Here is a 23,330-nt window from a genome sequence, read left to right as displayed (position 1 = left end):
TCACGGTGGACACCCTTGCCGTAGGCTAGTGGTTGGTGCTATCAACCCCCACAGTGGACTTTCACCACCGAGCTGCCGCCCATGCTGGGCGCACTGAAAAAGCAAGAAAATCATTGGGATTTTCTTGCTTTCTTTAATATAAAAACTATATTTACTTTATTTAAAACACTTCATTTTCTACTGTTGTTTAACTTTTAATTATTGTCTCCCTTATCATCACTCTCTTCATAGTCTACATCAATAATAGTTGAGTCACTATAGTCTATAAAGCTATCATCTTTATTTTCTTCAGGATCATTTTGTTTAGTATCATAATAATATTTTAAATTAGGATCCTCTTTATATTCCTTCTCTAATTTCTTAGCCTTATATTTTAAATAAATTACCACTCCTGAAATCACTACTGCCCCTAGGATGATAATAAAAAATAAGCTTCTTAAAACGAAACCAAACACTCCAAATATTACTGGTGAAAACACAATGAATAAACCAACAATCAATATAATTTTTAATATATCTCTAAAATTATTCATTAATTATTCTAATTCCTTTCTCTTATATATTAGGATCTTAGGCATTTTCAAAAAATAAATAAGTCAGTATGTTTGTCTATTTTGAGTTATACTGCGTCAACAGAACCCTTAGATAGCTCTACTATCTGCGGAACCTGTTTCCTAGTCGCACAAGCTTGCTTGTGAACTAAAAATCCCCTTCACATCTTTAACTTGTTATTTATTTTCAAATACCTTAGTTTCACAAACTACCAATACCTTGTCCTTATTATATGATATTATATTATAAATCTATAATTAATAAATATGAGTTTCTCTATTTTAATAAAAAGTTAATATTATTGAAGCCCACCATCTACATTTATTATTTGTCCAGTAACATAACTAGAGTCCTCACTAGCTAAAAAGGCTACTACTTTAGCCACTTCTTCTCCATTTCCTAATCTTCCAAGAGGAATTTCATTAACAAGTTCTTCCCTTTCCTCCTTAGTTAACCAAGCATTCATTTCCGTATTAATAACTCCTGGAGCTACTGCATTAACTCTAATGTTACTTGGTGCAAGCTCCTTAGCTAGAGACTTCGTAAAAGAATTTATTGCGCCCTTAGAAGAAGAGTACAACACCTCACAAGAAGCTCCTAAGTTTCCCCACATGGAAGATATATTTATAATATTACCTCTTTTATTTGTAATCATGTGCTTTATTACACTATGACTTGTATTATATACTGATTTAAAATTAATATCCATAACACTATTATAATCACACTCTTCCATATCCATGAACAAACCTATCTTAGATATGGCAGCATTATTTACTAAAATATCAACTTTTCCTAAGGTTTTAATCACCTGTTCAACCATTTTCCCAGCGAAGGTATAGTTACTCACATCTCCTTTTATTAGAATTCCGTAACCCCCTATTTCTTTAATTTCTTTTAAGGTTTCTTCAGCTCTTTCATCATCATTAACATAGTTTAATGCTAACGTAGCACCTTCTTTTGCAAATTCTAATGCTATACTTTTGCCAATGCCCCTAGTTCCCCCTGTTATTAATACAACTTTTCCTGAAAACTTCATCTTTTGACACCTCTATATATTAATTGAATTCTTTACTTATACTTCTATAAATTTTGATAATTTTATCATATAAATAAGTATTGATTTTTATTATCATATTTCATTCGCAACTACTTACTTAACTACCTATATAAATTAAAATACTAAACAGCTAAGAAAAATCCTATATAGGTATTTGCCCTGTATTGATTAGATAATTGTTAATATAAATTATCTACACTCTATGGATGTACCAACCTCTCCCTTGAATTATTCCTATGTAACTCATTTGGATATTACTAAGTTTTTTCAAATCATTGTAGTTACGTAATTTGCTTTTCTGTATATTATGTATTTTATCTTAAGACTTTCATTATTTCCAGTTAAATTTGCTCTTATACGAACCCAAAACCTCTTATAAATTTATAGGTTTTTTATTTATATATTTAGGTTTAAACATTGGAGGTTAGATTCATAATATAAATGTATGTTAATTAAGGAGGTATCTATGGCGTATAAAATTACTAACTTATGCACAAGCTGTGGTCTTTGTATTCCTGAGTGCCCTGTAAACTGTATTGGAAAGGGAGATAGCATTTTTATCATAGATGAACATATTTGTATTGAATGCGGGGCTTGTTCTAATATATGTCCTGTAGGAGCTCCACTACTAGATTAATTATATGGTAAATGTTCATAATAGCCTACTTCTTTTAGTGCCTTAGATACTATTCATTGACTTTTTATGACCATGACTTTAACAAATATCTTAATGCTCCCTACTGAGTAGATTTACTATTTCAGTAAAAGCATATGACTTACTTTACTTAAATTACATCTGGAAATGTCCCCTAGAATTGTACAAATCTCTTTATTATTTTCAGAAAATATGATATTATAATGTTGATTTAAGAAAAAGGAGGTTTTTGATTATGGCTTATAAAATAGTTGATGCTTGCATCTCTTGTGGAGCATGTGAAGCTGAGTGCCCAGTTAACTGCATTAGCGCTGGAGATGGAATATACCTAATCGACGGAAATGCTTGTATCGAGTGTGGTGCTTGTGCTAGCGTATGTCCAGTAGGAGCTCCAGTTCAAGAATAATTGAACATAGAAGTAACCTTAAAAAGTACAAGCTATTAACTTTCGTTAATAGCTTGTGTTTTTTTATAAAATTGTATTTTGTTTAGCTTTAATTTGAAGAAATAATATTGTATGAATATTATTCTCTTAGTTAAAGAATTACTTTATTCCATTAAATCAGTAAAACCTTCACCTAAAGTTTCATGAACATTATATGTTATTATAAAGGCTTTTGGATCTATCTCTTTAATATAGTTTTTAAGTCTAATAACTTCTCTTTTCCCAAGGACAGTAGTTATTACCTCTTTATTTTGAAGAGAATAAGCACCTTTTGCATCATATAAGGTTGCACTTCTATCAAGTTCCTTTATTATAAAGTTTTTGATTTCTGCACCTTTACTACTTACTATTTCAACTTTTTTAATTATATTTAACCCTTGAATAGCTGAATCTACTGTAAATCCATTTATTATAACTCCAAGTAACGAATACATACCAACCGTAGCACCAAAGGCAGCTATAGCTAGTAGAGTAACTAATAAGTCTGCTAATAAAAGACCTTTTCCTATTTCTAAATGTACATACTTATTTAATATTTTAGCCACTATATCTGTACCACCGGTAGAGGCATTTTGATTAAACACTATAGCCATACCAATAGCTCCAACTAGAATACCAAAAATAAGGTTTATAAATATATCATTGGTTATTGGACCTGCCATGGGAAATAATTCTTCCATCATTGATATCATAAAAGATAACATTAAACTAGAATATATAGTTTTAATTCCAAAACCAGAACCTATAAAGATAAACCCAATTATAAACAAAATAACGTTTAACACTAGCATTATAGCTCCAACGTTTAGTACAGGAAAATAATAGTTTATAACCATTGCAAGACCTGTAACTCCACCTGCTGCTAGATCATTGGGAATTAAGAAAAAGTAAACTCCTGCTGCAACTAATAAAAGTCCTATTGTAATCATAATGTATTCATAAATTGTTTTTTTCATCTTAAACCCTCCTTAAATTATAGTATATTATTAAACTTAAAATTATATTTATTTTTACACAAATAAAAAACTCTCAACCTAATACGGCAAAGAGTTATGCTCATTTCTAAAAGTGTGTACATCAAGTTTAGAAAATCTTTATTATCTATAATTAGTACTCATAAATATTAATTATACTAGAACTAATTACAGTATATTTTAAGTTTATCATTGTTTCCCAATCATATTATACTATAATTATTATTGAAAGTAAATATGTGATATTAATGTAAATTTATTCATGATGGGTGAATTTTTATGCTATTGTTGCTTAATCTGAAAGCTATGAATACATAAATGACTAATTTCCATATACCTATAGCTTTGTAATAAATACTCCCTTTGTCACTTCCCTTATATTTTCTTATCTTCAAATTGACAGTAGAGATTTATAAGTTTTATAATTGGTTTATACTTGTAAAACTATAAATTTATTAGTATAATGAATTAGTTTATAAAACTATAAGAAAAATTCTTATAAATAGTAATTTAAGTATAGCTTATTAAAAACCTAGTTTTAAGTATATTTAAGTCTACTTAGTAATATATAATTGTAAGCAATAGTGAAAGTGATTAATAAATTACCATAATATATGATAATGATTAAATAATGAACAAGTTCATTTGATTAACAACTTTGGAAGCAGATTTAGACTACCACTAAAGCAACTTATCTAGGCTGAGCAACTAACACTTTAGAAGATGACAGACTTGAAGCTTCCAAAATGTTGTTAAAGTTTTAAAGTACTGTAATAATACATATGTGGAGGTATCCAAGGTGGAAAATGAAAAAATGTTTGGTTTATTAGAAAAAATGTATATCGAAATGCAAAATGGATTTAACAATCTAGAAGCTGAAATAAAAGAAACCAATAAAAGACTAGATAACCTAGAAACTAAGGTTGATAACTTAGATACTAAAGTTAATAACCTAGAAACTAAGGTTGATAACTTAGAAACTAAAGTTGACAAGAATACAATACTTCTTGAAAAAGCTATCACTGATATAGAAACTTTAGCTGAGGTTCAGCAATCATTTTCCGATGAACTAAATAGAGCTAAGGACAAAGACGGAAAAACCTTAGGTGAACGATTAGATGTTATAGAACTTGCAGTTACCTCAACTTCTAAATCGTTAAATGAAAAGTTTAATAAATTAAGTGATAAGCTAGATGATGTGCAAATTGATGTTAATACCATTGCCTCTAAAGCCGCAAAGACTGACACTAAGGTAATTCAATTTGAAAGAGAATTAAAAGAAATAATTCACGGTTAATAATTGATAAAGCTTTAAAACTCAATATATTTCTTTAAATAGTTAATTTTCAATTGAAATAACAAATAAAGGTATTACCATGGAAAATGATAAAACAAAAGGGCTTAGAGGATACCCCTAAACCCTTTGAAATACTTAATTTTACTCACTTATAAAAATTCCTATTTTAGAATTCTGCAGTTCCTGTAGTTCTTGGGAATGGTATTACGTCTCTAATGTTACTCATTCCTGTTAAATACATAATCATTCTTTCAAAACCAAGTCCGAAACCAGCATGCTTTGTTCCACCATATTTTCTAAGCTCTAAATACCACCAGTAATCTTCCTTATGAAGTCCTAGTTCTTCTATTCTCTTCTCTAGAAGGTCTAGTCTTTCTTCTCTTTGGCTTCCACCGATAAGTTCTCCAACGCCTGGCACTAAAAGATCTGTAGCTGCCACTGTTTTGTTATCATCATTCATTCTCATATAGAAGGCTTTTATATCTTTTGGATAATCAGTAACAAATACTGGCTTTTTATATACTTCTTCTGTAATATATCTTTCATGTTCAGTTTGAAGGTCACAGCCCCACTCAACTGGATATTGGAACTCTTTATCTGCCTTCTTTAAAAGCTCCACAGCTTCAGTATAAGTTATCTTACCAAATTCTGAATTTGCTACATTAGTTAATCTTTCAATTAGGCCTTTATCTACAAAGCTGTTGAAGAATTCCATTTCTTCTGGTGCATTCTCCATTACATAGTTAATGATATATTTAACCATGTCTTCTGCAAGCTCCATATCATCACTTAAATCTGCAAAAGCAATTTCAGGTTCAATCATCCAAAACTCTGCTGCATGTCTTGGAGTGTTTGAGTTTTCTGCCCTAAAGGTTGGTCCAAAGGTATAAACATTTCTAAAAGCAAGAGCATAAGCTTCTGCTGCTAACTGTCCACTAACTGTAAGGTTAGTTTCTTTTCCAAAGAAATCTTGTTTATAGTCTATCTTTCCTTCCTCAGTTTTTGGAATACTGTTTAAATCCATTGTTGTAACTCTAAACATTTCTCCTGCACCCTCGCAGTCACTTCCAGTTATAATTGGTGTATGAGTATACACAAAGCCTCTTTCCTGGAAGAACTTATGAATTGCAAAAGCTGTTAAAGAACGTACTCTAAATACAGCTGAAAAGGCATTACTTCTTGGTCTTAAGTGTGCTATTGTTCTTAAATATTCAAAAGTGTGTCTTTTCTTTTGAAGTGGGTAATCGCTAGAAGATTCCCCTTCAACTACTATTTTTGTAGCTTTAATCTCAAAAGGTTGTTTTGCTTCTGGAGTTAAAACCACATTTCCTATTACAGTAATAGATGAGCTTATGCTTAACTTTTCAACTTCTTTAAAATTTTCTAAAGTCTCCTCAAATATTACTTGAACATTTTTAAAGAAACTTCCATCGTTTACTTCAATGAACCCAAAGGCTTTTGAAGATCTTAGAGTTCTAACCCAGCCTGAAATAGACACTTCTTTGTCAGCAAACTTTTCAGTTTCTCTGTAAAGTTGTTTTACTAATAATTTTTCCATGATAACTCCTCCTATATTATTACAAACCAAAGTTTGTTTATTTATATATTTAAAATTAAGCATATTCAATTTAAAATTGAAATTTACTTATATTTTTATAGATTAGACTTATTTGAATTAAAAATTCTTCTAGTGTGATTTCAATTACTTTGTTTTATTTTATCTTTTTTTAAAATAAAAAAAGCCTTTCATCCCTAAGTAAAGGGACGAAAAGCATTATTTCGCGGTACCACCCAATTTGTGATAATAATCACCGGCTCTATCAGTACGGAGAGTTCTCGATACTGTCCAAGGATAACGGTATGATGCCGTCTAAGTCTACTCTCCAAAGGATTTCGGTTAGAAACTCAAAGATGTTCTTCAATATAAGCTTCATATTGGTCTTCCACCCTCACCAACTCGCTTTAACTACCTCTTATATCTACTCTTCTTATCATAGTTTTTGTTTTGTGTTACTTCTATAATATACAAAAGTTCTAAAAATTATACTAAATTTCTATATAAAATATTATATGTGTTAAATTTGTTATTGTCAAATAATTGTTAGTAAATAATTTATAATTTTTTATTGATTATTATAAAAAACATTTCAATATTGAACTATCACTTTCAATAAAAGATTTAACCCAAGGAATAGAAGGACTCAAATTCCCATAAAAATATAAGTTATTTGAAATATCAATAGATTTTCAAAGTTAAAACCCTGCCGCCTATGAAACTTATTTCCCAATACTTATGACTTGAATTAGGTTTAGCTTATAACTTATTATTCTATTTTAGCTTTAATACCTTCACCAAACCTTTGCTATTTAAAACATATTTAAATACTATAACTCCTACAATAGAAACCACAGTAAATTCCCCTATTGCCACTTGAAATGTAGATAGCCAAAATGGAAGGTTTAACACATAATATAACTCTGCACCAACCATGAAGGCATTAAATAGTGTTGGCCAAAGAGATGCTATAAATAAGTTTTTAGTTTTACTAATAGCAATTACAGCAAATAATGTAGCTAAAGTTCCAATAATAACATCTACAATTCCCATAGGGCTAAATAAGAAGTTAGCAATAAAACATCCAATAGTAAGAGCTGGTATATATAGTGGATCAATTAATACTAAAAGCATTAAGATCTCCGCAACTCTAAACTGCACTCCTAAAAAAGAAAAAGGCATAAACACAAATGTAAGTGCTACATATAAAGCAGCTACTAGAGCCATTTTTAATAACCTTACTAAATTTTCATTATTATTCATTTTAATTTCCCCCCTATAAGGCATCTGAAAATAAATAACAAGTCAAAGATGTGACGGATATTTTGAGTTCACAAGCAAGCTTGTGCCGACAAGGAAACAGGTTCCGCAGATAGTAGAGCTATCTAAGGGTTCTGTTGACGCAGTATAACTTAAAATAGACAAACATACTGACTTATTTATTTTTTGAAGATGCCGGCTATATTTAACAGCGGGCTAGCTCCCAAATTTAACTTCAGCATTATTATTTGTGTAAATTAAAACATCAATCCATAATTCAGCTTTAATCTGTAATTTTTAGATTTATTTCTTCTAAAAACTCGAGTTAAGCTCTCTACCCATAGATTAATATAAACTTAAGTTTCTATAACAAACTAATCTAGTTTAGATTACTATTAGCTTATTATAGAAAGTTTTAGGAGTTTGAAAATAAATACCAACGCAAAGTTGCAAGCTCTATTTCCAAGCCATCTTATAGCACAAATAAATAAGGCTGCCAAAATGACAGCCTTGTAATCTTTAACAAATGAGAATTAGCCCTTGTAAATAAACTTACAAAGGGTTTTAAAGATTTCAATGCCGTAGTTTTATTTAAAGACAGGAGGCTTCCGAACTGTCCATTTAGTTTTACCGTACTCTATTATATAACTAACCCCATTGAAAATCAATGCTAATCTTCATTAATCAAGTACAAGAGATTATCATCTACATTATAGAATAGTGGCGCAACAAGTATTTTGGGATACTTTTCTTTTAATCTTTTTGCTTCACTCAGTAAAAAGTCTATTTCATTGTCGATTTCAAACATTGGTGCAAAATTCCTAAAGTGGTCCTCTGCTTGTTTTTCTTCCCATCCTGCATTTTCCACTAAGCCTTTAATAAATTTATTTTTTTTAGACATTAAATTAACCATACCACAGTTATTATGGCCAGTTAAGGCTATGGCTTTTACCCCTCCAACGGCTATGGCATAGGATACTTTAAATTCACTATAGCGTAAATTTCCTCCACCTGAGCGTATGATATATGAGAAGTTATTAGGAATTTTCAGCTGCTTTCTATTATCCATACACATGCCTATTAATAACTCGGCCTTTTCATATTCATCAAAGGATTCCCCTAAATTGTGATATTTTAAAAGCTTTTCTATTGGAGTATTTTTATACTTTAAAGAAATATCTTCATTACTTAATACCTTTATTAATCTTTCCATAGAATTTGTATATGGATTTCAGCTTAATCCATACTTTCCCCTTTTCAAATTTTAATATAATTATATTAGTTATTTTTGCCACTGACAATAATTTTATAGCTACAATTTTCTTCCTTTATTGATATTAGAAAATAATTTAAATACTATTTTGTCTATGTCATTTTTTGTTACTTAATAGGGATTTGTTATATTAAAACTTCATAATTATTGTGTACTTCAAACTTGTGGTCATTGATTAACTTGAAATATATAATGCAGGAATCTTCTTCTTTGAAAGGTTAATAATATTATTAGGCAATTGCAATGATGACATATTTTGGTGTTATAATTTACTATATAAAGGTATTTCACTGCTTTAGTAATTAAAATTAGTAGGAGGGTTAAACATGTTAGACTTGTTAAAAAGAAGAAGAAGTATTAGAAAATATGCTAATAAAGAAATTGAAAAGGAAAAGGTGCTTAAGTTAGTGCAAGGAGCTTTGTTATCTCCTTCTTCAAGAAATTTAAGACCTTGGGAGTTTGTAGTTGTAGAGGATAAAGCTATCCTTGAAAAACTTTCACACTCAAAACCTGGTGGCGGATTTTTAAAAAATGCTGAACTTGGCATAGTTATCCTTGGGAATCCTGAAATTAGTGATGTTTGGATTGAGGATACATCAATTGCATCATCAATAATTCACCTCTTATCCTATGACCTAGGGCTTGGTTCTTGCTGGATTCAAATTAGAGAAAGAAACCATGATGACTCTACTTCTGCTGAAGAATATGTTAGACAGATATTAGGAATTCCTGAACATCTAAAGGTTTTATCCATACTAGCCCTAGGATATCCTGATGAAATAAAACCAGCAAATAGTGAAGAAGATTTACATTACGAAAAAGTTCATTTAAATAACTATGGAAGTAAGTTTGTTAAATAGCTTTAAGTCAATTTAAAAAAGTTGCTAATAATTCATTTCCATATCAAAAATTTAGCCATAGGTTTTTTATTCTTCCTATGGCTTTAAACATAACCTTATATAAGATTTTAATAATATTTAATTCAAAGGTTCGATTTGAAATTTTTATCTATCTTAAGGAGTTAAATAACAATGGGCTTCTCTTTATTCAATGACTTTGGATAAAAACTAAAACAATTTTCATTAAGCTACAAAGTCCTTTTTCACAAATATAAAATGACTTATACTGTAACATACCACTATCCACCCTAACATTACCATTACTGCAAAATTAAAGTTTACAAAGGTTATTCCCAAGGTTTGATTTATTTTCCCACTGATTACAACTCCACCATCATAATAGGTAGTGAATAGATAGGGCAGAACTTTATTTATAAAACCAGGTGGCTTTAAATCAAACTGATTTATATTTTTATAAATCATCATAACCTGCATAAAGGTTATAAAAAATAAGGCTGTGCCGGTAGAAGTACCACTATTTTCAATGAGGGTAGAGCACAATAAACAAAAGGCTATGCAAGCTGTTATGCCCAGACTTTGAAGGATTAAAACCTTTAGTATTAAAGCTCCTCTTGTAATAAGCATTGTACTTCCTATTACTGGAGTTACTACTGCCTTCAATTCATTTATATATGCTGCAGGTACAGAACTATAAGTTGTTCCAACAAGAGTTGGTAAAGATGGATCCCCAAAGCCAAATACAAAGCCTAAAATTGTAAAACATAAAAATTCTACTCCAAGTACAAGTAAGTTTACAGTGATGACGCATACTAAAAACTTAGAAAAAATAATCTTCCATCTCTCTAAGGGTTTAGTTAAAAGCATCTTAATGGTAGCTGGCTTATTTTCTCCTGATATTACATCTACCACCATTACTCCAATTATAATAAACAGTCCAAATAATCCAAACACATATAGTACATCTGGGATTACAGAAAAGAAATCCAGATTCTCATTGTAATTGTAAGGTGTATTGTTATTTAAATAGTATTGCTTTAGAAGTATGTTACCATTTTCTGCTTCCTTAATGCTATCTGAAAACCCTAGCCTTCTAATTTTATCTCTTGAGTACTCTATGTCTTTTTTCACTTTCTCACGCCATGGAATATTGTCGTCTGCTAAGGTTTGGAGCTTCTCTAAATCCTTCTTTTGATCATTTATTATTTTATTATACCCATTACTTATATCTTCAGAAGCACCTTTGTCCTGTTGCAATTTTAACTGCTGCTCATAAGTATTAATAACCTTCTTTGCTTCTTTTATTTGTTTATCTACTCCTAGAGTTTCAACTCTATAAAATAAAATCATTCCTAAGGAAAGAAAAAACATTAATATGAGCATAGCTGTACCAATAATAAACTTTTTTCTTCTTATTAATTTATTAAACTCAACACTAATTAACCTAAGCATATTTTCCACCTCCTATGCCACAATATCCTTTTTAACAAAATGAATGTATGCTGGAATAATAAGACCTACTCCCCAAATTAAACATACTATACCTCCCATTGTTGGAGTCACAATGGTGGTTCTTAAAGCTAAATTCATTCCTCCACTAACTACTTTTACGCCTTCTCCATAGGTAGTAAATAAAAAGGGATAGAAAAAAGCTACAAACTTTTGTGGCATTATAAAGGTTATAATATTTAACCCTATCATTGTTATAGAACTAATCATTAAACTTGTATTGTTATTTAAAACCATAGTTGATATTAATACCCCAAAGGCAGAGGCAGAAAATATAAATACCACCTGCTGTATTAATATTTTTATTAAATAACTATATGCTGGAACCACATAAGTTGTGTTTACTATAGCACTAATATTATCAAAATTATCCAATCCATACTGAGTTCCCATTGAAATAGGATATAAAGGATTTCCCATATTGAACAAAATGCCTAAAGCTAATAATGCTATGCCTTCTAATAATATTACTGTTAAAGAAGCCACCAAAAATCCAGATAAAAACTTTGTTAGTATCACATTTCCTCTTTTAATTGGTTTAGTAATCAAAAGTTTTACTGTTGAAAACTGTATTTCTCCACTTATGGTGTCATGAAGCAAAACCATTACTAATATGGGTAAAAATATTATATTTATAAAGCTTATTACACCTCCCATGTCATTAAAAGAATTGATTTCATAAGCTTTTCTTGGCTCTATATGTTTTTCTAAAAGATAATTGTTTACTAATATTTCAGAGTTAATACTTTCAACTTCATTGTTATTTAAGGTAAACTCAGCTTCTTCTTTCTTTTTCTCGAGATTTTTATTTTTCTTTGTGAGTTTTTCTCTCCAATCCTTATTTGGATTTTTCATTTCTTCTTGAAGCTCTAGATTTTCTTCCTCAATCCCCTTCACCTTCTTTTCGTAATCCACTTTAAGTCCCTCTGGAAGTTTCTCCTCCTGAAGCTTAGCTCTATAATCTATTAAAAGCTTTTCATTGTTTTTAAGTTTTATTTCTGGTAACTCATTGTTACATTTGTCATATAAGGTATAAGCCTCTAGAGTCATTAAGGCTATAATAGCTAAACAGAAAATTAGGTATTTTTTGCTTTTCATAAGCTTAAAAAGCTCTACTCCAAACAGCTTCACACTAATTACCTCCCCCTGCAATTTCCATGAATCTCTCCTCTAAGTTTTGGTGAATTCGTGCAATATCTAGTATTTCTATACCTTTTATAGTTAGCACATTAATTAACATTGAAAAGCAATCTTTTTCACAGGTTAACAGAAGCAATTCTTCCTTTTCGGCAATATTTTTTACAAAGTCTGATTGTCTTAATACTTCTATAGCCTTGTCTTTCTCTTTTACTTTCAAGGAAATACTTTCTATATTCTTATACTTTAAATTTTTTGTATCCTCGACAGACCTTATTTCACCCTTATCAATGAAAGCCACTCGACTACAAAGCTGTTCAATTTCTGCTAATATGTGAGAAGAAACAAAAACTGCAGTTTTGTATTCCTCTACTAAGTCCTTTACTATTTTTCTAAAGTCTACAATGCCAATGGGATCCAATCCATTAGTAGGCTCATCTAAAATTAGAAGCTTTGGCTTTGGCAAAAGGGCTTGACCAAGTCCTAATCTTTGCTTCATACCTAAGGAATATTTTTTAACCTTATCATCAATTCTCTCCTTAAGTCCTATTATTTCTATAACTTCCTCTATTCTCTTTTTTTCCACATTTCCATAAAGCTTTGCAAAAATATTTAAATTTTCTCGTCCTGTAAAGTCTCCATACATATCAGGATTTTCTACTATACAGCCTACAGAACTAATAGCCTTTACAAACTGCTTTTGAATATCATAACCATCAATATAGATATTGCCTTTAGTAGGTTTAATGAGACCTGTAATCATTCTAATAGTTGTAGTTTTACCAGCTCCGTTAGCTCCTAAAAAACCGTAAATCTCCCCTTGATTTACTTCAAAGCTAATGCCCTTGATAATTTCCGTCTTTCCATAAGACTTATGAACATTGTCCAATTTAAGAATTGTTGACATAAGATCCCCCACCCCTATAATTATTCAAACCTTATCTTAATATACTTAGTACATATTTTACCATATAAACAGAGTACTTTTTTGAATAATCTAACTTTTTATACTTAATAATAAAATTTTAACAATTAGAGTCTTTACTTATGTTAAAATTAATATAGGATCTATTGTAATATTCTAAACTTTTCATAAATGGAAATTTATCGGAGGAAATAATGGCAATTTATCTTGGAGGAAAAATTAAAGCATTAAGAAAAGAGAAACGACTGATTCAAAAGGACTTATGCGGAGATTTAATTAATAAGAGTACCATATGCAAGATAGAAAATGATGTGATAACTCCATCTATAGAACAATTAACCCATATTTCAAGAGTTCTTCAAGTTCCTATCTCTTATTTTTTTGAGGATAATGTTTTGAGTGATTATAGTAGTAACTATGTAAGCACTTATAAAAACTTATACCAAAATAATGAAAACTTTACTATTATAGATAAGTTTTCTGAAGTAAAAATTCCAGACTTTGAGGACTACTTCTATGTTGGACTAAGTTATTTTAATATAGATGAATATGGTGAAAGTAGAAAATTTTTAAAGCAAGCTCTTAAATTATATAACTCATATAAAATTGATAAAAAAACCTTATACTCTGAGAATTATGCCATAGCTTTGAATACCTTAGCTAAAATTCATATAAAAGAAAAAGCCTATATTAAAGCCACTCATTATTTATATAAAGCTAAAACTACACTTGAAGCAAATAACTTAAATTACACTAAAACTTATATTATTGTTGTTAGTAATTTGGGCAGTGTATACTGCTATTTAGAAGATTATGAAAAGACCATAAGGATATGCGAAGAATTCTTAAAGGAAAATTTGGATTGTACTTATATTAGAATACTATGTAGCATTCATCTTAGCTTAAACATTGCATACTTTAAAACTAATGATATTGAGAGGGCTATTGATCATATAAAAAAGGCAATATTTTTTTATGAATATACTGGTAACAAAGATATTGCTGGAAGGTGCTATGTAAATTATATTAATTGTTTAAGATATGGGAAAGAATTTGATAAAGCATTAAAAGTTATTAATGAAAATTATTTTAGATACAATGAAAATATAAGAACCATTATGATATTGCAAAGAGCTATAATTTATTATAATTTAAATTTGTATAATGAACTTTATGAGTCCATAAAACTTGTTAATTTAAACAAATTGAAACACATTAATATCACTGACTATTATTTTCTTTTAGGTCGAACTCATTTTGTGAAACTAAATTATAATAAAAGCCATTATTACTATAATAAATGTATACCTTCGCTATTAAAATATAGAAGGTATGCAGATTTAAGCATTGTTTATAAAGACTTAAGTTTAATTTTAGATAACCAAGAGTTTTTATTAAAATCAAAGGAATATTTAGATATATACAAAAATATAACAAATCATTCTTTGTATACAAATTTAACAATTTTATAAGAGCCTCTGTATTATTAATAGAAACTGCCTTAAATTCTCTATGATTAAAGATATTCTTTCTTTAATTGAAATGAGCCTAGTTTTATATATTTAAAAAACTTAGGCTCATTTTATTATTAATTATACAACACAGCTTCTCTCTAAGTAATCCTTATATTGACCATCATATTTAACTTCCCCATTTTCCATAGCAAGTACCCTAAAGCTATCCTTTATAAAACTTCTTCTATGGGTTACAGAAATTACAGTCAGATTTTCATTCCTACATAACCTCTCTATAGTGTCTAAAATTCTTTTCTCTGCTTCTAAATCTAAAGAGGCGCTTACTTCATCTAAAAGTAATATTTTGGGTTTTCTAAGAAGCGCCATGGCAAGGGCAAGTCTTTGTCTTTCCCCTCCAGAGAGATTTACTCCATTTTCACTTAAATCTGTATCTAACCCCTCTGGCAATTTATTAACTACATCGCTTAACTCAGCTTCTTCTATAACCCTTAATATATCCTCATCAGTAGCTTTTGGATAGGCTAAAGCTAAGTTATATCTTAAAGAACCCCTTAGTAGACTTATATTTTGTGATACTAAAGCAATATTACTCCTTAAATAATCTAATGGATATAAATTGATATCCATACCATCTATTTTAATAGAGTTAGGTGGAGCTTTGTAGAAATCTAGTAATAAATCTAGCATTGTAGATTTACCACAGCCGCTATCTCCCATTATAGTTACAAACTCTCCTTGATTGATTGAAAAAGATATGTTTTTCAGTATATCTCTACTATCATCATAAGAAAATTTTAAGTTATTAAATGTTACACTTCCTAGAATTTCCTGGCCCGATTTAGTTGGTGAATTTTTATATTCATCATCCATAGCTAAAAATTCAAAGTTCTTATTTTGTAAACCTAATTGTTTTTGTATATATACATTGCTTGATGAAAGTACATTAAATAATCCAAACAACCTAGGCAAATAAGCAGTGAAGGCAATAAGTTCTCCAATAGTTATATTATTATTCATTACCCCAATAGAACACAAAATGAAAGCAATTGCTGTAAATATAGCTCCTACTAATTCTTTCGAAACTGTCAAAGAAAGGGTCTCAGTTATGACTGCTTTTCCAAAAATTTTTAGGTTTTTAGCATTAATTGTATTTATCTCATCTATTCTTTGCTTTTGAGAACATTGAGACTTTATAAGCTTTACGAATTTAAATGATTCTGTAATCTTTGAATTTATTTCTGAATCATAATCAACAATTTCTGCAGCTAAACTTTGAGATTTCTTTCCTAGAAAAAATGATGGCAATACCGCAGCTGGTCCAGCTAGTACCATTATGATAGTTATTAATGGACTTATTTTGTATAAAAGTACCAGTATAACTATACTCATAATCCCGCTGCTTATAGCAGTAGGTAAATCATGAAGCCAAAAATAAAAAAAATTGCTAGTATCAATTGCTAAATAAGAAGCTAACTTTCCTGAGTCATTGTCTTTATAGAAACTCATTGGCTGATTAAGCAGCTTTGAAAATATCCTACTTTTTACTATAAAAGAAAGCTCCTTAACTTTAACCCATACAACATACGTAAAGTATGTATCTATGGTGGTTGATAGAAATGGTATTAATACCATAACTGCAGTGGTAATATATATGGACTTTAAATTTTTGTTTGGAATATATAAATCCACTATATTTTGAAAAAGCTTTGGTGGAATAATTGCTAGTAAATTCATTATAAGTAGTAATATTAGGGACAATCCAAAGTAAAGGTAATACTTACTTTCCTTTTGTATAAGTTTTTTAATAAACTTGGTATCCATGATTTTACTCCTCTATTACTTTTAATAATTTCATATCATTTATAAATTCTATTACATCATTTGTTACTTTATGAATAATACCTATTAATCCTTCCCATGGGCTCATTATATCCCCTCCCCCTTGAATATAATCTTAAGTCTTATTCCATTTTATGTAAAACACTAACAACTCTTAATTTCATTTCTCTATGATATTGCATTATATTTAACTTGTAAAATCTTTTGATATATTAAAATTAATATAAAACTTCATTTAAATTTACAAAAGTTTCACTTTAAGAAATTTTTTCTTAGCATAAATATAGGAACTCGTGTGAAAAATACAATTAACTTTCATATAACTTATATTTAAAATTAACTTAATAAATCGTCATACTAATTGAAAAACCTAGAGAAAATAAACAGCCCCTTGTTTAAAAACAAGGGGCTGTTTATCTGTGTCTAACTTTCTCTATACAATTATTACATTTTTACAGCCATTTGAAATTGCTATTTCCTTAAGCTCTTCCATATATTCCTGAGTTGGCACCGTAGATTTTATTAGGTTTTCTCTAACACCAAGTGGTCTATATTTAATGAGCTTATAAATTATATTAGGGTTTATGCTGGCAAGAAGTTTACTTCCTTCATCCACAGTTTTTCTGCTGTCTAAAACTTGTGGAACTACCACTGTTCTAATTTCATAGATTTTATCTAGCTTTCCTAAAACCTTTATATTTTCTATGACAGTTTTGTTCTCTAGCCCTGTAAGCATTTTGTTCTCTTCGCTGTCATAGGCTTTTAAATCTATCATTGTCTTATCCATTACTTCCAATAACTCTTTATTGTTGTATATTGGTGTAGAACCATTAGTGTCAATGAAGGTAGTTAATCCCATTTTCTTAACTTCTCTAAAGAGTTCTATTAAAAAGTCGCTTTGAAGGGTACATTCTCCACCTGAAACAGTAATTCCAGATATAAAATATCTAGTCTTTTGCAGATACTTTAATATATCCTCCACTGTCATTGGGATGATTTTAGGGCTGCTATTTCTTTTACATTCAGCAATGCATCTATCACAGTTTTGGCATTTTTCTATGTCATAAACTACTTTTCCCTCTATTTTAGATAGGGCTCCATATTCACAATGTGGAACACAAAGTCCACAGTTATTGCAATGATTTATGGTTTCTGGATTATGGCAATATAAGCAGTTATAGTTACAGCCTTGAAGAAATATAGCTGTTCTATTTCCTTCTCCATCTACATTACTGAAAGGAATTATCTTATTAACAAAGGCAATTTTACTCATTATGTCTTAGCTTTCTTTCAAGAATTCTTGAGTTTTTAACTGCACCATAGCCTAATGCCACTGTATCTTGAAGAACTTGCTCTCCTCTATCTAACTTTTCAATATCTGAACGTTTAACTAAATATCCTGTGATTCTTATAACATCACAATCATCACAGTATAATGAGAAGTATCTCATATCTAAAGAAAAAGCTCCCTTTATCACATCTAAAATAGATTTAGGATTATTTTTTGACATGGTGTCAAATTTAAAGATATCACCAATTCCTGATGGGAAGTATTTATGGAATACTGCACTTTGAACTAGGTGCTCATGAAGTACTGGCTCTTCTCCTATTGGAATTCTGCATCCTGGACTTGTTTCACAATCTGTTTCAATTCCAACTTGTGCATGAAGAAGGAAATGGCCATTTGTTGGAGTGCAGTATGGATTATTGTGATTGTTCACTATTTCTTCCATTTTACTTATAATAGTTTCTCCAAGTTTATTAGCCTTTTCACTGTGTCCAAATCTGTCCTTTTGCTCAGTTGCATCTAGAAGAGTGTTTACACATTCAGCAAGACCTACTAAACCAAACATAGCTGTAAATCTGTCCTTACTTATTAAACCTTCTCTAACTAAGAAGTTTGATTCAAAGAAGTTACTTTCTTCAACAATGAACTTAATTCTCTTATCCATGTAATCTAGCATAACTTTCATAGCTTCTGGAAGAACATTATTTAAAAAGTCTTGTTCATCCTTAGCCTTTTTTGCTACCTTTGATAAAATCATTCTAACTAAAGTATAACTTCCTCCACCAATGTGTAGGCCATTATAGCAACTAGCAATTCCATAATCTTCTCCAAATTCTTTAGAGAACATTCTATGATTTGCAAAGCTTGGTTTCGCACAAGAGAGTGCTGTTTTTATTGCTTCTATAGCAAAATCATCGCTGGTTTCTTCACTATACTTTAAAGTTATATTAGGTGTTGCATTTTGAAGTTCTCTTTCAACTTCTAATATAATTCTTCCTGCTTTAGTTTCTCTAGGTCCAATGTTACCGTGGCAGAAAGAATCTGTGATGGTTCTATCTATATGCTTTAAGAAAAACTTAATTGCAGCATAAGCTTCCTTTTCATCTTTTATAAAAGGCTCTAATAAATAATCTATATTTCCTACATATACCGGAAAAGATGTTATTGATGGCACATGCTTATAAAGTATTAATAGGTTGTTTACAGCTTCCCAAATGTCTGTAGCAGGGTCTAATCTTAAAAATTCACTCCCCTGTTTCATAAATTTTTCGTAATCTGGTACAATATATCTTGGTCTGTAAGGAGCTAATCCTTCATTTAAATCGCAAATTAAACCTTCTTCTCTATAACTTTTAATTTTGTCGTCCATATTCAAAACATCTAAACTATTTTCTGCTACTCTTGCTAAACTAAGCACCTTCATCTCATAGGTCAACGTTTTATCCTTTATAATGTTAAGGATTTCATTACTCATATTAATTCACTCCTTTTAGACTTATCAAATTAATAATATACTAACTTTAAAATCATTCTACAAATTTCTCTAAAATTTGACTTACATACTTATTATACTTAATTTTAAAATTTACATAACTAAATTTATATATATTATACTAAAATAATTGTGATAATTCTACAGATGTTAATAATAATTATCAACAAATAATTTCTCCTAAGCACTTCTTTAAATGTTAAAAACTTAACCTAAATTCAATACTATAAAACCCTTTATTTTATGCTGTTCTTATTATATATACTTAATATATTGCGCTAATTCTATAAGCACTTGCTTAGTCTATTTTCTTATCACAGGGTTATGGTATAACTTTCCATTGACTTTTATTATTAAGAGTCTTACAATTCTATTAGACAATCTGGTGTAAAAAAAGTTCTCATAACTTTTTTAAAATTTAATATATTATTTTTAGGTGCTCATAGGAGCTTAAAAGGGAAAGTGTGAAACACTGCAGCCCCCGCTACTGTATATGGAGACAAGGCTTGAATACCACTGTGATAAACGGGAAGGTAAGCTAAGGATGAACCATAAGCCAGGAGACCTACCTAGAAATTAATAATCACTTTCGGAGGGAAAGGAGATGGATAAAATTCGTCAACTAGCCTTCTTATGGGCTTTTTTTATTTACCTGAAAAATTTTAAGGAGATGGAAAAATGAAATCGATGAAAAAGCTTTTAAGTTTGTTTATATCAATGATCTTTATTTCTTCTATATTAGTTGGTTGTAGTAAACCTGCTACTAATGAAGAGAAAAAAGAAAATAAAGCCGCTACTACTTACCCAATGACTATGACTGATTCTTATGGAAAAGAAGTTACTATTAACAAAAAACCTGAGAAAATTGTTTCTCTTGGACCAAATACTACTGAAATTGTATTTGCTCTTGGACTTGGAGATAAATTAGTAGGAAGAACTGATTTCTGCGACTACCCAAGTGAAGTTTCAAAGGTTGAATCTATTGGATCTCTTATGGAGCCAAATGTAGAGAAAATAGTTTCTTTAAAGCCTGATTTAGTTTTGGCTTCTACCCATGTTAAAGAAGATGTTGTTAATAAATTAAGAGATTTAGGAATTACGGTTCTTGCTGTTTATGAAAAAGATAGCTTTGAGGGAACCTTTACTATAATTGAGAAAATAGGAACTGTTTTAGGTGAAACTGAGAAAGCTAAGAAAGTTACTGATGATATGAAAGCTAAAATATCTTCTGTTGAAACTAAGACTAAGAGTGTAACTAATAAGCCAAAGGTTTATTATGTAGTAGACTTTGGCGCTAATGGAGATTTCACTGCTGGTGGAGATACTTTTATCAATAAAATAATTGAACTTTCAGGCGGAGAAAATATTGCTAAAGACCTTCAAGGCTGGCAGTATAGCTTTGAGAAAATCGTTCAAAACGACCCAGATATTATAATCTGTACAAGCAACTTCGGTGCTAAAAACAACCTAATTAACGATCCTAAATACAAAGAGTTAAGAGCTGTTAAAGAGGGTAAAGTCTTTGAAATTGATGAAAATATCATCGTAAGACAAGGACCTAGAGTTGCTACTGGACTTGAAGAAATGACTAAACTTCTTCACCCAGAACTTTTTAAATAGATTTAATTTAATAATATAGGGAGCCTTGAGTTTAATTACAAGCCATGTTTGTTCCCTTAAGACATAAAGTATGAAAGACTTAATTATTCATATTATATATCTAAAAAGCTTAAAAAGTATGCTCTTTTATAGGGCATACTTTTATACATATTTAATATACGGCATCTTCAAGAAATAAATAAGTCGGTATGCTTGTCTACTTCGATTTATTATTTATTTTCAGATACCTAAAGGAAATGAGGGATAATATGAGGCATTTTAAAGGAAAGAATATAGTTTGGAATTACATAGGTATAGTGTTGTTGCTGGTAGTTTTAGTAGTGAGTGCAGTAAGCTTTGGTGCTGCTAACATTACAGCTGCTGATACCTTTAAGGTAATTCTATCCCAAATTCCTTTAGTAAATAATTATATAGATGTTAGTTCCATTCCTGACACTTCTTATACTATTATTATGAAGGTGAGGCTTCCAAGAATAATTCTTGGAGCATTAATTGGTGCTAATCTTTCTGTGGTTGGAGTAACTTATCAAGGTATATTTAAAAATCCCATGGCTGATCCTTATATTTTAGGGATTTCTTCTGGCGCAGCTTTAGGATCCGCCCTAAGCATTGTGTTTCATTTTAATAACACTGCTACTCTAGCCTTTGTTGGCGCTCTTTTGACCACTTACTTAGTTTATAGCATTGCTAGAGTGGGAAATAAGGCTCCCACGGTAAATCTACTCCTTGCAGGAGTTGCCGTAAGCTTTTTTCTCTCTTCCATAATTTCTCTATTAATGGTACTTTTCACTAAACAAATAGATAAGATAGTGTTTTGGAGTCTTGGAAGCTTAGTAGCTTCTAACTGGAACAAGGTTATACTTGTACTCTTATTGTCCCTTCCTATGATTATAATAATCCTAGCTAATTCTAGAGAATTAAATATAATATCTACTGGAGAAGAGTCTGCTAAAAACTTAGGAGTTAATACAGAAAAGACAAAAAAACTTCTTTTAGTTATAAGTTCTCTACTTATTGCAACTAGCGTATCCTTTACTGGAATCATAGGTTTTGTTGGTTTAATTATTCCTCATTCAGTAAGAATACTTTATGGCGCTGATCACAAAAGGCTAATTCCTCTTTCTGGACTTTACGGCATGGCCTTTTTAATAGTATGTGATACCTTGGCTAGAACTCTCATAGCTCCAACCGAAATTCCTATTGGTGCTATTACCTCTTTCTTTGGCGCTCCATATTTTATATATTTACTATATAAGAATAAAGATAAGGTGATGTAATGAATAATGAAAAATCTATTGAAGTTAAAAATCTAAGTTATTCTGTGGTTGATAAGGATATATTAAAAAACATTACCTTATCAATAGATAAAGGAAAATTTTATAGTATCATTGGTCCTAATGGTTCTGGTAAAACTACTTTACTTAAAAATATATCTAATTCTTTAGATGTAAAAAAAGATAAAGTATTTATAGAAAGTAAGGATATTTTAAACTATAACTATAAAGATTTAGCTAAGACTATGTCCTATGTTCCTCAAGATAATGAAAGTAACTTTGACTTTAAAGTTTGGGATATTGTACTTATGGGACGCTACCCCTATCTTAGAAGATTTCAGCAAGAAAGCGAACAAGATATTGAGATTGCTCAGAATGCTTTAAAGCTTACTAAAACCTTTCATCTTAAGGATAAGAACATAAAATTCTTAAGTGGTGGAGAGCGTCAAAGGGTTTTTATTGCTAGAGCTTTAACCCAGGAAACTGGCATTTTAATTTTGGATGAACCTATATCTATGCTAGATATGCATCATGCTTTAGAAATTATGGATACTATTAAAGATTTAAACTCAAAGGTGGGTATCACTATTTTAACAGTGCTTCACGATTTAAACATTGCTGCAGAATATAGTGATAAATTAATTCTTGTAGATGAAGGTGAAATTGTGGCTTTAGGCACCCCTGAAGAAGTTCTCACTGAGGAGAACCTAGAGAAGGTATACAAAGTAAAAGTGTCTATAAGTAAGAATCCCTACACAAATAAACCTCATATAATCCCAATACCTAATAGCTACTATAGATAACAGGGAAAATATTTGCTCTACTAAGATCAAATATTTTCCC

Annotated in this window: 20 protein-coding genes, 1 riboswitch and 1 other annotated feature; of the genes, 8 read left to right on the top strand and 12 right to left on the bottom strand. The window is 30.1% G+C overall.

What is annotated here, in order from left to right; genetic code table 11:
• Positions 1-194: 194 nt before the first annotated feature.
• Entirely contained in the window at positions 195-533 is a 339-nt protein-coding gene (locus J2Z44_RS10870) for an MntP/YtaF family protein (protein ID WP_021283048.1), read from the bottom strand.
• Between the two features lie 317 nt (positions 534-850).
• On the bottom strand, positions 851-1,591 hold the full coding sequence (gene ymfI / locus J2Z44_RS10865) for an elongation factor P 5-aminopentanone reductase (RefSeq protein WP_021285533.1): 741 nt from the start codon (positions 1,589-1,591) through the stop codon (positions 851-853).
• A 487-nt stretch (positions 1,592-2,078) separates the two neighbouring features.
• On the opposite strand from ymfI, the gene J2Z44_RS10860 reads away from it, so the two are divergent.
• Together J2Z44_RS10860 and J2Z44_RS10855 are read left to right on the top strand one after the other, a co-directional pair.
• Positions 2,079-2,249 (top strand): DUF362 domain-containing protein, encoded by a 171-nt coding sequence (locus J2Z44_RS10860; protein ID WP_021285532.1) that lies wholly within the window; start codon positions 2,079-2,081, stop codon positions 2,247-2,249.
• A 253-nt stretch (positions 2,250-2,502) separates the two neighbouring features.
• Positions 2,503-2,673 carry a DUF362 domain-containing protein gene (locus J2Z44_RS10855; protein WP_017413272.1) on the top strand — a complete coding sequence of 57 codons (171 nt, stop codon included), beginning with the start codon at positions 2,503-2,505 and terminating at the stop codon, positions 2,671-2,673.
• Positions 2,674-2,816: 143 nt separating this feature from the next.
• Here the strand turns inward: J2Z44_RS10855 and J2Z44_RS10850 are convergent, their stop codons facing one another.
• Complete coding sequence (locus tag J2Z44_RS10850; protein ID WP_021285531.1) at positions 2,817-3,668, bottom strand: YitT family protein; 852 nt, start codon at positions 3,666-3,668, stop codon at positions 2,817-2,819.
• A gap of 817 nt (positions 3,669-4,485) precedes the next feature.
• Between J2Z44_RS10850 and J2Z44_RS10845 the strand changes: the two genes are divergently transcribed.
• Positions 4,486-4,983 (top strand): coiled-coil domain-containing protein, encoded by a 498-nt coding sequence (locus J2Z44_RS10845; RefSeq protein WP_021285530.1) that lies wholly within the window; start codon positions 4,486-4,488, stop codon positions 4,981-4,983.
• 166 nt (positions 4,984-5,149) lie between these two features.
• Here the strand turns inward: J2Z44_RS10845 and asnS are convergent, their stop codons facing one another.
• From asnS to J2Z44_RS10830, 3 genes are all read right to left on the bottom strand, one after another.
• Positions 5,150-6,541 (bottom strand): asparagine--tRNA ligase, encoded by a 1,392-nt coding sequence (gene asnS / locus J2Z44_RS10840; protein ID WP_021285529.1) that lies wholly within the window; start codon positions 6,539-6,541, stop codon positions 5,150-5,152.
• Between the two features lie 199 nt (positions 6,542-6,740).
• Positions 6,741-6,987: a binding site (T-box leader), on the bottom strand.
• Between the two features lie 325 nt (positions 6,988-7,312).
• Positions 7,313-7,801 carry a QueT transporter family protein gene (locus J2Z44_RS10835; protein WP_209649566.1) on the bottom strand — a complete coding sequence of 163 codons (489 nt, stop codon included), beginning with the start codon at positions 7,799-7,801 and terminating at the stop codon, positions 7,313-7,315.
• A 667-nt stretch (positions 7,802-8,468) separates the two neighbouring features.
• Complete coding sequence (locus J2Z44_RS10830) at positions 8,469-9,011, bottom strand: carbonic anhydrase (RefSeq protein ID WP_021285526.1); 543 nt, start codon at positions 9,009-9,011, stop codon at positions 8,469-8,471.
• 386 nt (positions 9,012-9,397) lie between these two features.
• Here J2Z44_RS10830 and J2Z44_RS10825 point away from each other — a divergent pair, with 386 nt between their 5' ends.
• Complete coding sequence (locus J2Z44_RS10825) at positions 9,398-9,931, top strand: nitroreductase family protein (protein ID WP_021285525.1); 534 nt, start codon at positions 9,398-9,400, stop codon at positions 9,929-9,931.
• 222 nt (positions 9,932-10,153) lie between these two features.
• On the opposite strand, the gene J2Z44_RS10820 is transcribed toward J2Z44_RS10825, so the two are convergent.
• The 3 genes from J2Z44_RS10820 to J2Z44_RS10810 are packed head-to-tail and all read right to left on the bottom strand — an operon-like array spanning position 10,154 to position 13,481.
• On the bottom strand, positions 10,154-11,380 hold the full coding sequence (locus tag J2Z44_RS10820) for an ABC transporter permease (RefSeq protein ID WP_209649565.1): 1,227 nt from the start codon (positions 11,378-11,380) through the stop codon (positions 10,154-10,156).
• A 12-nt stretch (positions 11,381-11,392) separates the two neighbouring features.
• Complete coding sequence (locus J2Z44_RS10815) at positions 11,393-12,568, bottom strand: ABC transporter permease (RefSeq protein ID WP_021285522.1); 1,176 nt, start codon at positions 12,566-12,568, stop codon at positions 11,393-11,395.
• Between the two features lies 1 nt (position 12,569).
• Positions 12,570-13,481 (bottom strand): ABC transporter ATP-binding protein, encoded by a 912-nt coding sequence (locus tag J2Z44_RS10810; RefSeq protein ID WP_021285521.1) that lies wholly within the window; start codon positions 13,479-13,481, stop codon positions 12,570-12,572.
• Positions 13,482-13,693: 212 nt separating this feature from the next.
• Here J2Z44_RS10810 and J2Z44_RS10805 point away from each other — a divergent pair, with 212 nt between their 5' ends.
• Positions 13,694-14,971: a helix-turn-helix domain-containing protein gene (locus J2Z44_RS10805; RefSeq protein WP_021285520.1), complete on the top strand. Its 1,278-nt coding sequence runs from the start codon at positions 13,694-13,696 to the stop codon at positions 14,969-14,971.
• Positions 14,972-15,091: 120 nt separating this feature from the next.
• Here J2Z44_RS10805 and J2Z44_RS10800 read toward each other — a convergent pair whose 3' ends face one another.
• The 3 genes from J2Z44_RS10800 to J2Z44_RS10790 form a co-directional block, all read right to left on the bottom strand.
• Complete coding sequence (locus J2Z44_RS10800; protein ID WP_021285519.1) at positions 15,092-16,795, bottom strand: ABC transporter ATP-binding protein; 1,704 nt, start codon at positions 16,793-16,795, stop codon at positions 15,092-15,094.
• A gap of 451 nt (positions 16,796-17,246) precedes the next feature.
• Positions 17,247-18,086, bottom strand: coding sequence for a YjjW family glycine radical enzyme activase (locus J2Z44_RS10795; RefSeq protein WP_021285517.1), 840 nt, complete (start codon positions 18,084-18,086; stop codon positions 17,247-17,249).
• Positions 18,079-19,575: a YjjI family glycine radical enzyme gene (locus J2Z44_RS10790; RefSeq protein ID WP_209649564.1), complete on the bottom strand. Its 1,497-nt coding sequence runs from the start codon at positions 19,573-19,575 to the stop codon at positions 18,079-18,081. Before J2Z44_RS10790 ends, J2Z44_RS10795 begins: the two co-directional genes overlap by 8 nt.
• Positions 19,576-20,010: 435 nt before the next feature.
• Positions 20,011-20,180: riboswitch (cobalamin riboswitch) on the top strand.
• Positions 20,181-20,271: 91 nt separating this feature from the next.
• Between J2Z44_RS10790 and J2Z44_RS10785 the strand changes: the two genes are divergently transcribed.
• From J2Z44_RS10785 to J2Z44_RS10775, 3 genes are all read left to right on the top strand, one after another.
• The gene (locus J2Z44_RS10785; RefSeq protein ID WP_021285514.1) at positions 20,272-21,213 is read left to right on the top strand and encodes an ABC transporter substrate-binding protein; all 942 of its coding nucleotides are present in this window, start codon (positions 20,272-20,274) and stop codon (positions 21,211-21,213) included.
• 248 nt (positions 21,214-21,461) lie between these two features.
• Entirely contained in the window at positions 21,462-22,490 is a 1,029-nt protein-coding gene (locus J2Z44_RS10780) for a FecCD family ABC transporter permease (RefSeq protein ID WP_021285513.1), read from the top strand.
• The gene (locus J2Z44_RS10775; protein WP_021285512.1) at positions 22,490-23,290 is read left to right on the top strand and encodes an ABC transporter ATP-binding protein; all 801 of its coding nucleotides are present in this window, start codon (positions 22,490-22,492) and stop codon (positions 23,288-23,290) included. The genes J2Z44_RS10780 and J2Z44_RS10775 overlap by 1 nt, the downstream gene beginning before the upstream one ends.
• The last annotated feature ends 40 nt before the right edge of the window (positions 23,291-23,330 follow it).

This window comes from Clostridium punense (assembly GCF_017874425.1).
Lineage (GTDB): Bacteria > Bacillota > Clostridia > Clostridiales > Clostridiaceae > Clostridium_J > Clostridium_J punense.
Note: the sequence above shows the minus strand (reverse complement) of the source record. Positions and strands in the feature narration are given on the sequence as shown.